The organism is Desulfovibrio sp. MES5, from assembly GCF_002237645.1.
GTDB lineage: Bacteria > Desulfobacterota > Desulfovibrionia > Desulfovibrionales > Desulfovibrionaceae > Desulfovibrio.
Genome location: NZ_MJUZ01000006.1, coordinates 23,011 through 37,232, shown reverse-complemented (window position 1 = coordinate 37,232; position 14,222 = coordinate 23,011). Strand labels below are relative to the sequence as shown.

15 protein-coding genes are annotated in these 14,222 nt (G+C 58.9%); 5 read left to right on the top strand and 10 right to left on the bottom strand.

Annotation, left to right across the window (positions count from 1 at the left end; translation table 11 throughout):
- Nucleotides 1-138 precede the first annotated feature (138 nt).
- The 5 genes from BCS36_RS01975 to BCS36_RS01955 all read left to right on the top strand — a co-directional run bounded on the left by BCS36_RS01975 (nucleotide 139) and on the right by BCS36_RS01955 (nucleotide 4,358).
- Nucleotides 139-1,692, top strand: a complete 1,554-nt coding sequence (locus tag BCS36_RS01975; protein ID WP_291301253.1) for a hypothetical protein — start codon at nucleotides 139-141, stop codon at nucleotides 1,690-1,692.
- Nucleotides 1,693-1,712: 20 nt separating this feature from the next.
- Entirely contained in the window at nucleotides 1,713-2,393 is a 681-nt protein-coding gene (locus BCS36_RS01970; RefSeq protein WP_291301252.1) for a bifunctional adenosylcobinamide kinase/adenosylcobinamide-phosphate guanylyltransferase, read from the top strand.
- Nucleotides 2,387-3,079, top strand: a complete 693-nt coding sequence (locus BCS36_RS01965) for a hypothetical protein (RefSeq protein WP_291301251.1) — start codon at nucleotides 2,387-2,389, stop codon at nucleotides 3,077-3,079. The genes BCS36_RS01970 and BCS36_RS01965 overlap by 7 nt, the downstream gene beginning before the upstream one ends.
- A 218-nt stretch (nucleotides 3,080-3,297) precedes the next feature.
- Nucleotides 3,298-3,738, top strand: a complete 441-nt coding sequence (locus tag BCS36_RS01960) for a hypothetical protein (RefSeq protein ID WP_291301250.1) — start codon at nucleotides 3,298-3,300, stop codon at nucleotides 3,736-3,738.
- Nucleotides 3,739-3,917: 179 nt separating this feature from the next.
- Nucleotides 3,918-4,358 (top strand): hypothetical protein, encoded by a 441-nt coding sequence (locus tag BCS36_RS01955; protein WP_291301249.1) that lies wholly within the window; start codon nucleotides 3,918-3,920, stop codon nucleotides 4,356-4,358.
- A 50-nt stretch (nucleotides 4,359-4,408) separates the two neighbouring features.
- On the opposite strand, the gene BCS36_RS01950 is transcribed toward BCS36_RS01955, so the two are convergent.
- The 10 genes from BCS36_RS01950 to BCS36_RS01905 form a co-directional block, all read right to left on the bottom strand.
- Nucleotides 4,409-4,747: a hypothetical protein gene (locus tag BCS36_RS01950; protein WP_291301248.1), complete on the bottom strand. Its 339-nt coding sequence runs from the start codon at nucleotides 4,745-4,747 to the stop codon at nucleotides 4,409-4,411.
- Nucleotides 4,747-5,400, bottom strand: coding sequence for a DUF4417 domain-containing protein (locus BCS36_RS01945; protein WP_291301247.1), 654 nt, complete (start codon nucleotides 5,398-5,400; stop codon nucleotides 4,747-4,749). The genes BCS36_RS01950 and BCS36_RS01945 overlap by 1 nt, the downstream gene beginning before the upstream one ends.
- Before the next feature lie 268 nt (nucleotides 5,401-5,668).
- Entirely contained in the window at nucleotides 5,669-6,244 is a 576-nt protein-coding gene (locus BCS36_RS01940; protein WP_291301246.1) for a hypothetical protein, read from the bottom strand.
- Nucleotides 6,244-6,702 carry a GNAT family N-acetyltransferase gene (locus tag BCS36_RS01935; protein WP_291301245.1) on the bottom strand — a complete coding sequence of 153 codons (459 nt, stop codon included), beginning with the start codon at nucleotides 6,700-6,702 and terminating at the stop codon, nucleotides 6,244-6,246. Before BCS36_RS01935 ends, BCS36_RS01940 begins: the two co-directional genes overlap by 1 nt.
- Before the next feature lie 260 nt (nucleotides 6,703-6,962).
- Complete coding sequence (locus tag BCS36_RS01930; protein WP_291301244.1) at nucleotides 6,963-9,062, bottom strand: hypothetical protein; 2,100 nt, start codon at nucleotides 9,060-9,062, stop codon at nucleotides 6,963-6,965.
- A 12-nt stretch (nucleotides 9,063-9,074) separates the two neighbouring features.
- Nucleotides 9,075-9,431, bottom strand: coding sequence for a phage tail assembly chaperone (locus tag BCS36_RS01925; RefSeq protein WP_291301243.1), 357 nt, complete (start codon nucleotides 9,429-9,431; stop codon nucleotides 9,075-9,077).
- Nucleotides 9,432-9,447: 16 nt separating this feature from the next.
- Nucleotides 9,448-11,223, bottom strand: coding sequence for a hypothetical protein (locus tag BCS36_RS01920; RefSeq protein WP_291301242.1), 1,776 nt, complete (start codon nucleotides 11,221-11,223; stop codon nucleotides 9,448-9,450).
- Between the two features lie 376 nt (nucleotides 11,224-11,599).
- Nucleotides 11,600-12,190, bottom strand: coding sequence for a hypothetical protein (locus tag BCS36_RS01915; RefSeq protein ID WP_291301241.1), 591 nt, complete (start codon nucleotides 12,188-12,190; stop codon nucleotides 11,600-11,602).
- Nucleotides 12,191-12,559: 369 nt separating this feature from the next.
- A complete protein-coding gene (locus BCS36_RS01910; RefSeq protein WP_291301240.1) occupies nucleotides 12,560-13,003 on the bottom strand; it encodes a hypothetical protein in 444 nt (147 codons plus the stop codon).
- A 172-nt stretch (nucleotides 13,004-13,175) separates the two neighbouring features.
- Nucleotides 13,176-14,165 (bottom strand): major capsid protein, encoded by a 990-nt coding sequence (locus BCS36_RS01905; RefSeq protein WP_291301239.1) that lies wholly within the window; start codon nucleotides 14,163-14,165, stop codon nucleotides 13,176-13,178.
- Between the last annotated feature and the right edge of the window lie 57 nt (nucleotides 14,166-14,222).

Below are 14,222 nucleotides of genomic sequence, written 5' to 3'. Positions count from 1 at the left end.
GAAAAGCAATGCTAGCATCAGCAAAGCGGTAAGAGCCCGCATATGGGTGACCTGCGGGGCCGAAAGCGCCCTGCGAGGGGCTTTGCGCCTCAGTGTGATCATATGTTTTTTCGCACGCCGCTGTTGAAGGAGTTGCGCATGAAACTGGAAAAAAATGAACCCGGAGTGCCGGGTATTATCAATCTTCCTGATCCTGCTCCGGGCAAGGGCGGGCGCAAGGTGGTGGTTCTGGCCCTGCTGGCGGTGCTGCTGGTGGGCGGGGCCGCCTATTGGCTTACGCGTGATAAAGACACGCGCGACCACTGGCGCGATCAGGCAGCCGCCGTTATCGACAACGCCACCAGCGGCACGCCCCTGGCTGGCGTGGGCGACGTTCTGCGTGACGCGCCGCCGCCGCCTCCGCCTTCGGTGGTGAGTCCCTATACAGCGCCGGGCACCCTGGCCGGACAGAATGTGCAGGGAACTGTGAGCAGCCCCGCTGATGCGCCTATGGCCGGAAACGGAACTGCCGCCGCGCCGGACGGTGTCGTCCCCCCCACAGGGCTGACCCCGCGCGTTACGGAAGACAGTCGCGTGCGCCCGCAATTTGTGGAAGGCCTGGCGGCATATCTGGTTTCGCGTTTCAAGCCCGGCCCGCGTGCCGGTACGCTCAACACTTCGGTGCAGAGCGTCAATCAGCGCTTCGGTTCCAAACTCACCGGCCTTGGAGACGGCGACGCGGGGGCCAGGGTCGCCCTTTTGCGCTATGCTTTTCATCCTACCATGCTGCAAGGGCTGTACAGTCTGTATGTGGACCGCTTCATGGAAGATATAGCCCGTGAAGCCAAGGCCAGGGATTTGAACGCAGAACAGACGCAGCAGTTGTACATGGCATTGGCTGGCCGTTTTGTGATGCTTGCCGGAGCGCTTGAAGGCGTTGCCGCCACCCCTGACCTTGACGCGCGCCTGCGCCAGATGGACGCGGCGGCGCAAAACACGGTGGGCATCAACAGCCAGATGGCCGAGGCGGTGTTTGAATACGACCAGTTGCGCGAAGCCAAAGCTTCACAGAGCCAGCTCAACACGGCCCAACTGCGCGTGGACGGCCTTGGGGCACGGTTTCGCCGTTCCCTGGAAGAGCAGGCCGTGGCGCAACGGGCGCTGGTGAACGCCGTCCGGCGCGGGGCCGGACAGACTATGGACGATGACGAGCTTATTTTTGTGGCCCGCTGGGCTGACCGCCGCCTCAAGCAGGACCCGCAGGCCATGGCCTCGGTGCAGACATCGGCGGGCATATTGCGTGATCTTTCCCGGCGTTGCGCACAGGCCGCCACGGGCGCGCCAGCGCCTCACAATGGATCTTCCTCTTCTCACAACGGTTCGCCTGCGCCTCATAACAGCGCGCCCGCCTCCTACCCGGGGGCAGCGCAGCAACCCGCGTATCCCGGCTCAACAACCGGGCAGGGAGCAGCAACCGGCGCGGCGCAGAGCCTGAATCCGCCCGCAGGCAATGGCGCATTGTCAGCGCCTGTTCCTGCTTCAGTACTGGCTCCGACGTCGGCCCCGGCATCGGAGCAAGTTCCATCTCAGGGAATGGCCCCGGCTGTTCCCGCCGGGCCAACCGCGCCGCATGCAAGCCCGGCCCTCACGCCGCCCGCAGCGCGCCCGGAGGGTGTTGGGTCACCAGTTCAGATGGGCGGGCAGGGCCGTTGAGCGCACGTTGCGTCTTTTTTGTGGGAGGCACACGCAGCGGCAAAAGCGGTATAGCCCAGCGCTGGGCCGAAGCCGTGGCCCCGCAGCGTCTGTATCTGGCTACCTGCTGGGCCGAGGATGAGGAAATGGCGCGCCGTGTGACGAGGCATCAGAATATGCGCGGCGCTGGCTGGCAATGCCTTGAGGAACCTTTGAATCCCGCCGCCGCTCTTGACCGTCTTTTTGCAGCGACATCTCAGGTTGGCGGTGTGCGCTCTTCGCAGACGCCATCGGCAATGGACGGCCCGGTAGGGCCAGACGTGCCAGACGGGCCAGAAATGCCGAACGGGCCAGAAATGCCGAACGGGCCAAAAATGCCGAAAGGGCCAGGCGGGCCGGAAAGCGCCGCACCGGGCGTCATTTTGCTGGACTGTATAAGCCTGTGGATTGCCAATCTTCTTGCCCGCGATCAGGACGAGGAGATAATTTTACGTAACGTATCGGCCCTTGGGGAGCGTCTGGCCGCGCCCCCTTTGCCTGTGGCCGTGGTCAGCGCCGAAACGGGCCTGGGCCTTGTGCCCATGTCGCCTCTGGGGCGAGCCTTTAATGACGTGCTTGGCCTTGCAAATCAGGAACTGGCCCGAGTCTGCCACCATGTGGTTTTTGTCAGTTGCGGCCTGCCCCTGGCTCTCAAGGGGGCGCTGCCGGAGGAACTATGTTGAACTGTTCGCGCAAATGCAGCGGCACGTCCCATAAAAGGGCCATGCCGCTGGTTTTGTTGTGTCTTTTTCTGATGACTCTGTGTTTGGCATTTGCCTCGCCGTCACTGGCGGCAGGCACGGCAGCCGCCGCGCGGCAGTGCGTCGTGCAGGCTGGCAAAGCCGTGGACAGCGCCGATACGGCGGCTTTTGAAAAGCTTGTGGATATGGACGGCATTCTTGCTGCCGCCCTGGATATTTTTGTGCGGCGGGCCAGGCAGCCGCAGGCAGCGGCCGAGTTGCCGCCCATGCTGGCCATACTGTTTTCTCAGGCCGCATCGGGCGAGCAGGGCAGCGCCACGGTGCGCGCCCTTCTGCTCAATGAATCACGCGCCTTTATCGTCAACGGCATCAGTTCCGGCGCGTTTGCTGGGCGCAAGGTGGAAGGGCGCGCCGCTCAGGGCGTGCTGGCCCCCCTGTTCGCGGACGCTTCCACTGGCCGCAAGGAAATTCGGCAGGTGGGCGAGGCTCGCGCCAAAAATGGCGACTGGCTGGTGCCTTTTACTGTCTACGATCACGGCAATGGCGAAAGTTACCGGGTGAACGGAAGAGTGAATTTTGACGGTAGCAGCTCCGGGCGGCTGGTTGCTGTTGAAAACCTTGAAGCCCTTATGGGGCAGGTTGCCGACGAAAGCCGCAGCGTGCAGTGAGGTCTGATACGTTCAGTGGCTAGGGACTGTTTCTAAATAATTCTTTTGTCCAATTGGCTGCGTCAAAAGGCTCTTTTTTACTCGCGTCATGTACCGCAAAAGTACATTCCTCTCGTAAAAAAGCCCTTTTCCTTGCCCTTGGCGCAAAATCATTAATTTAAAAACAGCCCCTAGAGTAGCGATGGTTTTCTGCAATAACCGGCCAGCGCGAGGCTTGAATGCGTATATCTGGTGATAATCGCCATAGAATAGTGCTCTTGCTCTTTGTTATCCTTGACCATCTGGTGTGGCTGTATGCCGGACATTGGGAACAGGCGTCTTTTGCCTATGTGGTCATGACGGAATGCATCCGGATTCTTGTGGCCATTGCCCTTGTGGCAAGCTTTTTTTACCCAAAAATTCTGGAGGGCAGCGTTAAGTTTGTGCTGGCGTATTGCGTAGCCATGATGTTGCTCAATTTTATCGGTGCCACGGATAAAACGAATTTTTCCGAAGTGCCCGGTTCAATGCCCAATGTTTTTTGGTTCAAAAAAGACCGCCTTGTTCCTATTGAACACGGATTTCTTGCGTCAGTAGTTTATTTATATTTTATATTGAGTGCATATTTTTTCTCTGGAAAGTATATTGATCCAGAAATTATTGCAAAAAAATATAAATAGGCTCTGTAAAGATACTTATCATTTTTTCCATAGGCATATTTTAAAGGAATATTGGCTGTTATTGAGAGATTCATGGAGTAATATCGGTGATAGTAGCTGCACGCGTTAAGTTCTAATATGTTCAGCCTAATGGCTCGGTGATTTTGTTTGTAAAAGCAGACAGCCTGAGGTCATTAACTATGCGTATATCTGTTGATACTCGCCACAGAATCGTACTATTTGCCTTTATTGTTGTTGACCACTTTATATGGTTGTATGGCGGACATTGGGAACAGGCGTCTTTTGCTTATGTGGTCATGACGGAATGCATACGCATTTTTGTGGGTATGGCCCTTGTGGCAAGTTTTTTTGATAAAAAGATTCTGGAGCCTAGTGTCAATATCGTACTGGCATATTGTGTGATCATGATGCTGCTCAATGTTTTTGGAAGTACGGATAAAGTGAGACCTTCCGATGTGCCCGGTACTATGGACAATATTTTTTGGTTCAAAAAAGACCGCCTTGTTCCTATTGACCATGGATTTCTAGCGTCAGTAATTTATTTATATTTTATATTAAGTACATACTTCTTTTCTGGAAAGTATCTTAAACAAGATAGCTCCGCAAAAAGCCATCAATAATTTACCATTGATGATTTTTTGCGGAAAATATGCTTGTGCTTTTGACGGTATCAGTTTTTTTGCTTTTTTTTAAAAAGTTCAATTCCACTATAAATCAATTCTTCCTGCAGGTTTGGCATATCTGGCATATACATAAATCCGTTTGCCATTTTTTCCGCTCTCGGTTTTAAAGCCTTTTGCAGCATTTCAATCTTTTTTGTTTTTTCTGGATGTCCATACGGGTAAGACCACCACGGGCGCAAAGCATCAAGTATCCCGCCGGAGCCGCCACCAGCGTCCGTAGCCGTGTTCTGAGCAGCCGCCGCAACCAGCGTTCCCCTGGCAAAAGCCTCTGACGCGCGCCAGCCGTCTGTTCCTGCAAAAAATCCACCACCACGTCCACCACCCATTACGCGGCCTCCTTGCGAGCAGAAAATGCGTAGTATGGTATTTCAATCAGTTCTGGCCCGTTGTTACGGTAAGGCCCAAAAGTATCGTCCGGCATCCGGCTGTAGTTGACGACGGTTCGCGGCTGGAGCGTTTCAATCATAACGGCCAGGCCCTGTTTGAAATATTCTCTGTCCAGTTTGTTGCGCAGCAGGCCATTGGTGCTGACGGCCACGGTTCCCCCTTTGGGCAGACCTTCAAAGGCAGAGGCGTAGGTGCGTTCGTCTCCCCATCGGATATTGGGTATGATTGGCACGCCCTCACGTTGCAGCCAAAAGGCCAGTGCTCTGTTGCGGTAGGTGTTCCATATCTGCATGGCCAATGGCATTTCGCGGTATATGCTGAAGTCCGGCGTAATTACGCCGGCAATACGCTTGAATACCGGCAGGTAGCGCTTTGGATTGTTCCAGACACATTCAAAAATATGATCGTGAGTGTAGAAATGCAGCCAGTTTTTGTCGGTCGCCTTGCTATATGCCTTTTCAAAAGGAAGGGCATTGGCAGGAGTAAAATGAACCGGCTCCAACTGCGGCAGTTCAAAAATCGGGCTGAACTGCGCTGTTTTAACCAGCTCGGACTTGAAAACGCCATAGCGGTTGTGGCGTGAGCGTTTCAAAATGCCCCCCTTAAGCAAAGAGGTTTTATTGTTTTTTCAGAGAAAGACGTTGCGCAAACCCTTGGAAGCCTCGTTTCGGATGTGAAGACCCCCTTCAAGAGCCGTAAAACAGGAATAAACGTTTTAGGGGGTGGGGGCGTGGGGGAGGGACCCTTTTTCAAAAGGGTCCCTCCCCCACAAAGCATTCTGGCCCGGCAACCGAGATTGCGGCGCTTAAGGGGCTGACGTCCCTCCCCCACAAAAGCATTTTGGCTCCCCGCCTACGTACTCAGGGCAACAGTGGGCCGCGCGTGCCGAGGGTGTAGAAGTTGCGCCCCATGCGGGAAGCGCCGTTGATCAGGGTGGTGGTCAGGCCCAGATAATCGGTCTGCGCGTGACTGCCGAGATTTTCGGCGTTCAAAGCGGCCGCTGTGGCCTGATTGCGCAGGTTCCAGGCGCGCACCTGCTGGTTATATGAGGCGGCATTGCCCTGCTGCTCCTGGGCCAGGGCGTCCAGTTCGCCTTTTTCCGTGGTATCAAGGTTCAGATCGAGCTGGCTGCCCGCGTCAACCTGCGCGCCGGATGTCGACGCCTGCGCTCTTTGCCCGCCGATGATGCGGGCGGCCTCCTGCCGTTTTTTTACCGCAGCTTCATACCCGGCCTGTTTTTCCTGCCTGGCGGCATCATCCGCCAGGGTGGCGCTCTGTTCCGCCTGCTGTGCGCTGCGCTCAGCCATTTGAGACTGATATTCGGCCTGTTGGCGGCGGCTTTCAGCCTGCTGGATGGAACTGACCGTGCCCACGGCGGCTCCGGCCAGAGCTACGGCTGCGCTTATGGCAGCGGCTGTACTGGTTGCAATGGCCATCAGCAAAGCTCCTTGTGCCAGATGGTTTCGGTATGGTGCGCGCCGAGGCGGCGGTACAGGGCGTCACAGGGGCGTGAGGCGGGCGAGCTGTACTGCACAAGACCTGCGCCGCGTTGCCTGAGTTCCGTCTCGGCATGGCGCAGCAGGTTAAAGGCCGTGAAGCCGCCCCGCGCCTGCGGGGACAGATACAGTCCGTCCAGAGCCGCCAGCAGCATGCCCTGGCGGTGTGGGCAGGGCACAAGGGTAAAGGCCGCATAGCCTGCCAGAGCGCCGTCGGGGGCGCGGGCGGCGCTGACGTGCAGCATGCTCAGGCTTTCAAGGCGGGCGTAGCGTGCCGCGTCAAGACCATAGGCCGCTTTTCCGTGCAGGGGGGCCTCCACTTCGCTCCAGTGCGCGGCGGTGAGGGGCCGGGCCTCGGCCTCCAGTTGTGCGAAGGGTTCGGTGGCAAATGCCAGCATGGTGTTCTCCTTTGTTGATTCAGGGAGATGCAGTAAACAGGCGAATATGGGCAGATTGATTGTACGGTTGCGCATGGCGGCAGGCGTGGTTTCTGGCAGCCGTGTTCAGGCCGAGGCGTTTTTTGTAATGATGTGAAATACGAAGATAGTTTTTTGTAATGATGAGGCCGCCGGGGAGGATCCCTTTTACGCAAGGGTTCCTCCCCACCAATGTGTTTCAAGGCATTGCAGGATCAGTCAGGGAAGGCGTGTCGGCTGCTTCAGGAAAAACTCACTTCCAGCACCAGGGAAAGCAGCCGGAAGGGCAAGGGTCTGTCCTGAACCAACCAGAGATTGTCTGACGCCGCCCATGTGCCGCCGGGGGCAAAGGACACGTCGCCGGAGTAGGGCAATACCGCCTGCCCCCAGTATTCCGGCAAAAAGGGCAGATCGTAGAGTTCTTGCCTGCTGGGGCCGTATTTGCCGCCAACGCTGCGGTACAGGCGGGCGGTGCACATGCCGTGGGCGCGCTGGCGGCCAAGCGTTGTGCCGGAAGAGGCCTCCAGTTCTATGGGCAGGGTGGCGAGGCTTGAAACATAAGGCAGGCCCGCCTGCACCACGCTGGCCGCATAGGGCAGTTCTATGCGGCCCTGGCGCACCACGCAGCCTTCTACCGGGCTGCCGTCCGCCAGTATGGCCAGCCCGCACCCTTCAAGGTGATCCAGGCCGTCCAGGCTGGCTTCGGGCTGCTGCGGGCGCAGGGTCAGGCCGCAGTCCACAAAAACGGCTTCCTCAATGGCTTCATGATCCTGCCACTGCGGGGCAAGACGTTCGAGAAAAATGCGCTCCTGCCCGTTTACCAGGCGTTCCACTACCAGCATGAGGGTATCGCCCTTTTCGCCGGAGATGACGGCCACTGAAAGCACCCGCCCGGCAGTAACCTGCCGCGACCAGCCCCATATGTCGTGCTCCTTCATATAGGTGAAAGCCAGCAGCAGGCCGTCGTCGCGCAGGCACCAGATGGTGGAGCCGGGCGTCTGCTGATAGGCCCATTGCAAAATGGTGTGCCCTTCAAAAAGGTGCGGGGCCATGATGGAAAGGTCATTGCCCGCGTAGCCGTCTTTTTCCAGCGAATAGAAGAGGTCGCGCACGCGGGCGCCGTGGCGCTGCACGTGCAGGATGGAGTTGCCGATGATTATGGGCGCAAGGCCCGCGCTGCCCCAGTAGCTTTGGGCCGTAATGCTGATGTTGCCCGGCGTGATGGCCTTGCCGTCGCCCCCGGTGGCCTTGTACTCGCTGCCAGATGTGCCCAGCAGCAGATCGCCGAAGCTGGCGGCCCAGGTGACGGCGTCGATGGAGCCGGAGGCAATGAGGTATTCCACGGGGTCATCATTCTGCAGCGGGCGGGATTTGCGAAAGTTTTCAAAATCGCCCACGCGCGACATATAAAAGGCCTGCGGACTTTTTGGCGTGGCCGCCAGCACCATACGCTGCTGATGAAAGGTCACCACGCCGGGGTAATTGCCGTCAGCAAAGGGATCCCAGTCTTCTTTCGGGGTGTCGGACGTATCGGCCTCATAGTTCTGGTCGCTGAAGCTCAGGCCAGTGGAAACGCCGATAAAGCCAAAGTAGCCCGCTTCTTCTCTGTAGATATTGTATTCCACCGCGTCCGTAACGGCGGGCCAGGATATGGCCGCGCTGTTGCCCTGCACCCAGTCGGAAGGATGGCGGCCCGTGGCGCATTGCCCGGCGGGCGAAGCAAGGGATTCGCGCCCGTTGGCGTCCACGGCCGCCACCTTGTAGCGCAGGGTGTAGCTGCCCGCCGTGCCGGAAAATGTCACCGTGGGCGTGGTCGGCGGCTTGAGAGACGTGTTGAGTGCCACTGCCTCCAGGTGCCAGGCGTATGCGGCATGCCCGTCAGTGGAACTGGAATCCCCGGAGCCTGAGTCGGAATCCGGGGTGGAGCCGCTGACCGCATCCCGGCGCACCACCTTGTGCAGGGGGTGATTGCTGTGGGCGAGGTACACGATGTCCCCCACCTGGGCGTAGGAGATGTCCAGCAGTTCATCGGGGCTGTAGGGCGTCGCAATGGGGGTAATGTTCTCAAGCCCCCGCTCGCTGGCGATGCGCAGGCTGTGGTCGCCGAGAACCAGCACGAAATTCTGGCTGGCCAGGGCGCTGAAGCTGAAGGGGATAAGCACGGAATACCCGCCAAGGTCCGCCACAAAACGGGTGCCGGGGCGACGGGCCGCGTCGCCGTGCAGGCCGGGGAGCATGTTTTCCATGCAGAAAAGGCAGTTGCGGTATCGCGCCAGATCATAGCGCGCTGAAAGGGTGGGCGCTATTTCGCCGCCAGTAAAGTTTTGCAGGGCTGTGCGCATGGCGTGCTCCGGTTACAGTTGAGGAATCGCGGGCCAGGGCGTGTCATCGCCGCCGCCGTCAAAAGGCGCGCCCTCCTGTGCAGGCAGATCACGCAGCATCTGACGGTAGGATTTGACCTCCACCAATTCTGCAGAACTAATGGGATAATCAGCCAGCATAAACTTGTCTGTGGCAGCGAGGAGCGCATCACGCGCTGCGCGCAATCGTGAGGCTCTGGCGGCCACGCTGTTGTATTCGGCAAGGCGCGCCGCTTCGGCTTCGGCTTCTTCGGCCGCACGGGCAACTTTCCACTCTTCAACAGTAATGTAGCTCTCTGGCTGTTCGTCCCATATTTCGGGATTGCCGGTGGGGGAGTAAAATGTTGGCATATTAACCTCCAATAGCCTACACGGGTACGATTTTGATTTTTATGCAGCCTTGGCGGCCTGCGCCTCCGCCTGCCGGGCCGTACAAAGATAGATAGCCGCGCCCGCTATCGCTTTGCCCGCCACCAGCTCCACCAGCTCCACCATTACCGTAATAGCCATCAGTTGAAGTGCCTCCGCTTCCACCGCCTCCGCCGCCGACAGGTTCCGGCCAGTAGCCTTCACGGTTCGCATTGTAACCATTGCCTCCCCGACCAGCCGCGCCACCATAAGACGTCCCGGGGTTGCCACCCGAGCCTCCATAGTTCCCACCCGAACTAGCGGTTCCGGAGCCTCCGGGGCTACCGTTTCCTCCGCCACGGGCTGTAAGCAGAACGCCAAAGGATGTTGTACCACCAGCCCCTCCAATAGTGAGGCTGTATGATTGCCCCTTTGTCAGTGTTGTTGTGATAGTTGTTGTTTCACCAGAGCCACCGCCGCCGCCGCCACCGCCAGACGAAATAGAGTAGACATTGCCGCATTCATAGCATGAGGGCCACAAGCCATAGGCAGCGCTACCACCGCTAGCTCCGTTTCCGCCGCCACCTACATTAGTTATTTTGTACCGCCCGGTCTCTGGTACTACCCATGTACGGGAGGAAGTGATAACTTGTTCATCAAGAATGCCAACCAGTCTGTTAAATGCTGTTTTGACCCCCTTGGGGGAAATGGAGATACCGCTTGTCGCATCGGCATCCTGCTCAAAATCATCCGTCAGTTTAACGTGGCCAAAAAACTGGCTGTCACCCTTGCCATATTTTTCGCCGCTTTCATCCGAGTGAGCAGCAAGCGCAAGCGTGCCTGGGGGGGGGGAATCCTGCCCTTCTTCAACAAGGCCGGTTATGCGCAAGCCCTCACCAACGATGATAGTCCCGGCTGTTACGTTCGTAGCAAGGTTAATCTCGGGCGGCGGGGGAACCGAAATTACCCCTTCATCCGTAATGGCAATGCCCTCGCCAATCTTGACGAAACCAAGTTTATCAGAGGCAGCGGGACCGATATCGCTCAGGCTTTGTGCTCGGTCGGCTTCTATTTGGGCGCGGTTTGCCTCCGATTGCGCTCTGTCTGCCTCGCTTGATGCCTTACCGATTTCTGCGGCAACGGCTTGCCGCGCATTGTCTGCCGCCGCCTCGGCCGCCGCTTCTGCGGCGTTTGCCGCGCTCTGCGCCCTGCCTGCTTGCGCCGATGCGGCAGTAACCGCTGTTGCTGCCGCTGCCGCAACGGCAGCCGAGGCCCCCGCAGCACTGGCCGCTGCTTGTTCGGCGCTTTTTCCTGCCGCTGCCTTGGCTGACTGGGCGGCGCTGCTGGCGTTTTGCGCATCGTCGCGGGCGGCGTAGACAGCCAGCACCACGTCCTGCGGCGTTTCGCTGCTGGTGGCTGGCAGAATGACGGCGCGGCGCATCATCTCGAGCGTCTGCTGGCGTTCAGCCGTGGCCTGGTCCAGGGCGTCCTCAATGACCTGCGGGTCAAACCGTGAGGCACTGACGAGGTTCACCTCCTGCGTAAAGGGCATGTTGCGGGTGACGGCCAGCTTCCAGCCAGAAGGAAGGGGCGCGTCCTCATGCAGATAGACAATTTCGCCGCCGGACGCGCCAATATCCGCCGTCCAGCCGGAGGCCTCGGTGGTCGCTCCGTCAGGGGAGGTGAGCGTGACCACCAGCTGTGATGCGTCCCAAACCTTGAAGCCGAAGGGAAAGCGCGTGGCCGCGTCATTGCCTTCATAGACGGCCCGGCTGGGACTATAGGGCATGGTCATAAATATATCCTCGCTGTTATGTGTGCGGCCAGCTGGAGCAGCTAAAGAATGAATGGCGTTAACTGCTCCAGAGCAATTTCACTTTGAAATTGCTCTGGCGGCTGCGTGAGCAGACGCCCGCCGCAGAGGCGTAAGTGTAATTTATTGCGCGGTTATGCGCCGAAGCGGGCGTCTTGGAAGCATTGCTTCAGGCGTTGTGACGCAGGAAGCTACGGATAAAGACAGCATGCGTAACGACACAGCTTGTTCCATACAATCGCTGTCGCCATCCGTAGCGATGCTGTCCTGCCCCGTAAGGCGGGTCCCGCCAACGGTTCAGGCAAGCCCTGCGGGCAACGGCTACCGCGAGAATGGATATTCTCAATGCGAAAATGCTCTAGCGGGTGGCAAGCCAGGAATCCTCGGCCGGTTTTTCGCTGCGTTCAGAGGCAGCTGCCTCGCGCGCCGGGGGAAGGCTGGCAGTATAGAGTTGCTCCAGTTCGGCGGCCTTTTGTCCATTGCCCTTGAGCAGGGGCACGGCCACAAGGGCCGCCAGCTTGCGGGCCAGCATATGGGCGAAAAGATCGTCAAACAGGCGGCTGTTGCGCACGTCTTCGGTGTACAAGAGCAGGGCGCGCGAGGCGTTTGTCAAAAGCAGGGAGCCGTCGCCCGCCGTATTCAGGGCAAGGCAGAAGGGTCTGTCCGAGATGCCTTCGTGCCGCACCGCATGCACCTTGAGGCAGTTTTCAGGCAGGGCGTAGGCAAAGCGGTATTCCGGCGCGTAGCCCTGCGGCAGCGCCTGCAAGGCAAGCCATGCCCTGCGCTGGGCGAAGCTCCAGGGAAAATCGCGCAATACCTGACGCCGGGCCGAATCCCAATACAAACGGCATTGCAGGACTTCGGGCGTGCTTTCGCGCTCGGAAGCCACGCTGCGCGCGCCCAGAAAACCGAGAGCGCGATTCCAGATGTCAATCTGGCTGATGGTCATAGCGCCTCCTGTGGGGTGAAGAATGGAAAAAGCCTCCGGCGGCTAGGCCAGCCGGAGGCGTGCAATGGTATTGTCACAGTGAGATGCTTTGTGGGGGAGGGACCCTTTTGTAAAAGGGGCCCTCCCCCACGCCCCCACCTCCTAAAACTTTTACTGTATTTAGGGCAGGTAACGAATGAAATGAGTTGGCTGCTCTGTAAGGATTTTTTTAAAAATCCTTGCCACGAAATGCGAGTAGGTAAGCTTTTGCCTGCCGTACACGAGCATTTCAAGTGTTAAATGTTCTAATATGGCATGAGAGCATTTCACTGTTGAAGTGGGGGGGGAGACAGTGCCTATGACATCACGCTGTCTCTGAGAGCGTCTGCCCTAGCCAGCCATGAGCGCCTTTTCGTACGGCAAATCTTCCTCGCGCAGCAGAGCGGCAAAGATGCTGCCCTGGGTGACGCTTTTGCCGCTCACGGGAGTGAGCGTGAATGACAGGCGCAGCCAGCTTTTGCGCGCCCCGTGCGGCAGAAAGCGGTGGTAGGGGCGTGCCCCGGCGGCCAGGGCCGGGTTTTCCGACGTATGGGATACGCTGACCGTGGCTCCGGCCACGCTTGTCCAGGGGCCGCTGGCGGTGTCGGCCTCTTCAAGCGCGATGGTCAGGGACTGCACCTCTTCGGTCTTGAAGCCCTGCGTTACAGACAGGCGCAAGGGCATGGGCTCCATACGGCCCGGCAGCTTGAGAGCGTTGAGGGCCACGGCGGGGCCGGTGACGCTGCCGGTGAGGGGGCCTTCAAACAGAATGGAATTGCGGTCAATAATAGCCATGGTGGCTCCTTGTTTGATTATGGCGTGGCGTTTGCCGCGTGGCGGTTGTTCGGGGTGGTTGTCCGTGGCGATTGAAGCGGGCTGATGGGCAGAGCTTCAGCCGCCGTGCCCGCAGGCATGAGACGATACGACAACGCCGTTGGCGCAGGTTTCTTTGCTGTCACAAGCCAGGTTACACAACGCTTTCGCTGGCCAGCACAGCATCGCACTGGCGCACGGGGCGGCCATGCAGCACGGGAACAGCCTTGGAGTCAAAGAACTCGCCGTACTGCAGCTGCACGTTGCCCGCGTCGGAATTTTGCAGCTCAAGCGCCGTGAGCACATCGGAATTGGCGTACCACACGGCCTTCTGGCGCAGGTGCTGGGGCATGCGGTTTTTGGCCTCGATGGTCAGCTTTTGCAGGTCGACAAAGCCGCTCTGGCCCTTGCGCTTGCCAAGGGCGGCCAGAGGCAGGTTGGCCACGCGCACCACGGCGCGCCAGTCGCGCACGGCCAGGCCGCAGCGCCAGTTGTACTTGTCGCCCACCACCTGATACTTGCGGCCGTCGGGGTCCTGAGCCATGTAGGTGTTGAGGTCCTCGTGCGAAAGACCGCCGGTGCTGCCCTTGGGGTAGATGCCGTGTACGGCCTGCGCGCCCCAGGAAATGAGCCAGAGCGAGGTGCAGCCGCCTTCGTCGCGCCCGCCCGCGTCCAGCACGTTTTTGGCGTCCTGCGCGGGATAGCGCATGGACAGGCCGTTAAATTCATCAGGGTTGAGGTTGCTGTTGCCGTAAAAAAGCGTGGCGGCCACTTTCTGGCGCATGGCTTCGGCAAAGGACACGCCCTCGCTCATGCGGAAGGCCTTGTCGCGGCTGCCGTAGAGGCGCAGCTCTTCCACGTCCAGCTCCATGATGGCCTCAAGAATGCCGCAGCCCTCCTTGACCTGCCCCCACTGGGATTTGGAGGGCGGCGTGCCCTGATAGAGCCTGCGCCAGTAGACTTCGGGCAGGCCCGTGCGGATGCGGGTGAGGTGCCCGTCGCTCTGGTTGGATTCCATCCAGAGCACGTCGTCCATAATGTCATTGGTCTTGTTCATCAGCTCGATGATCTGACCGGCCTTGTCGCCACGGTAAAACTGTTCCATTTCCGCCAGAGAAACCACAAGACCCGCAGAGTTGGACATGATTGCCTCGTATGTAGAAAGGTGAATGGACAAAAAGGGAGAGCCGCGCCACAGAAA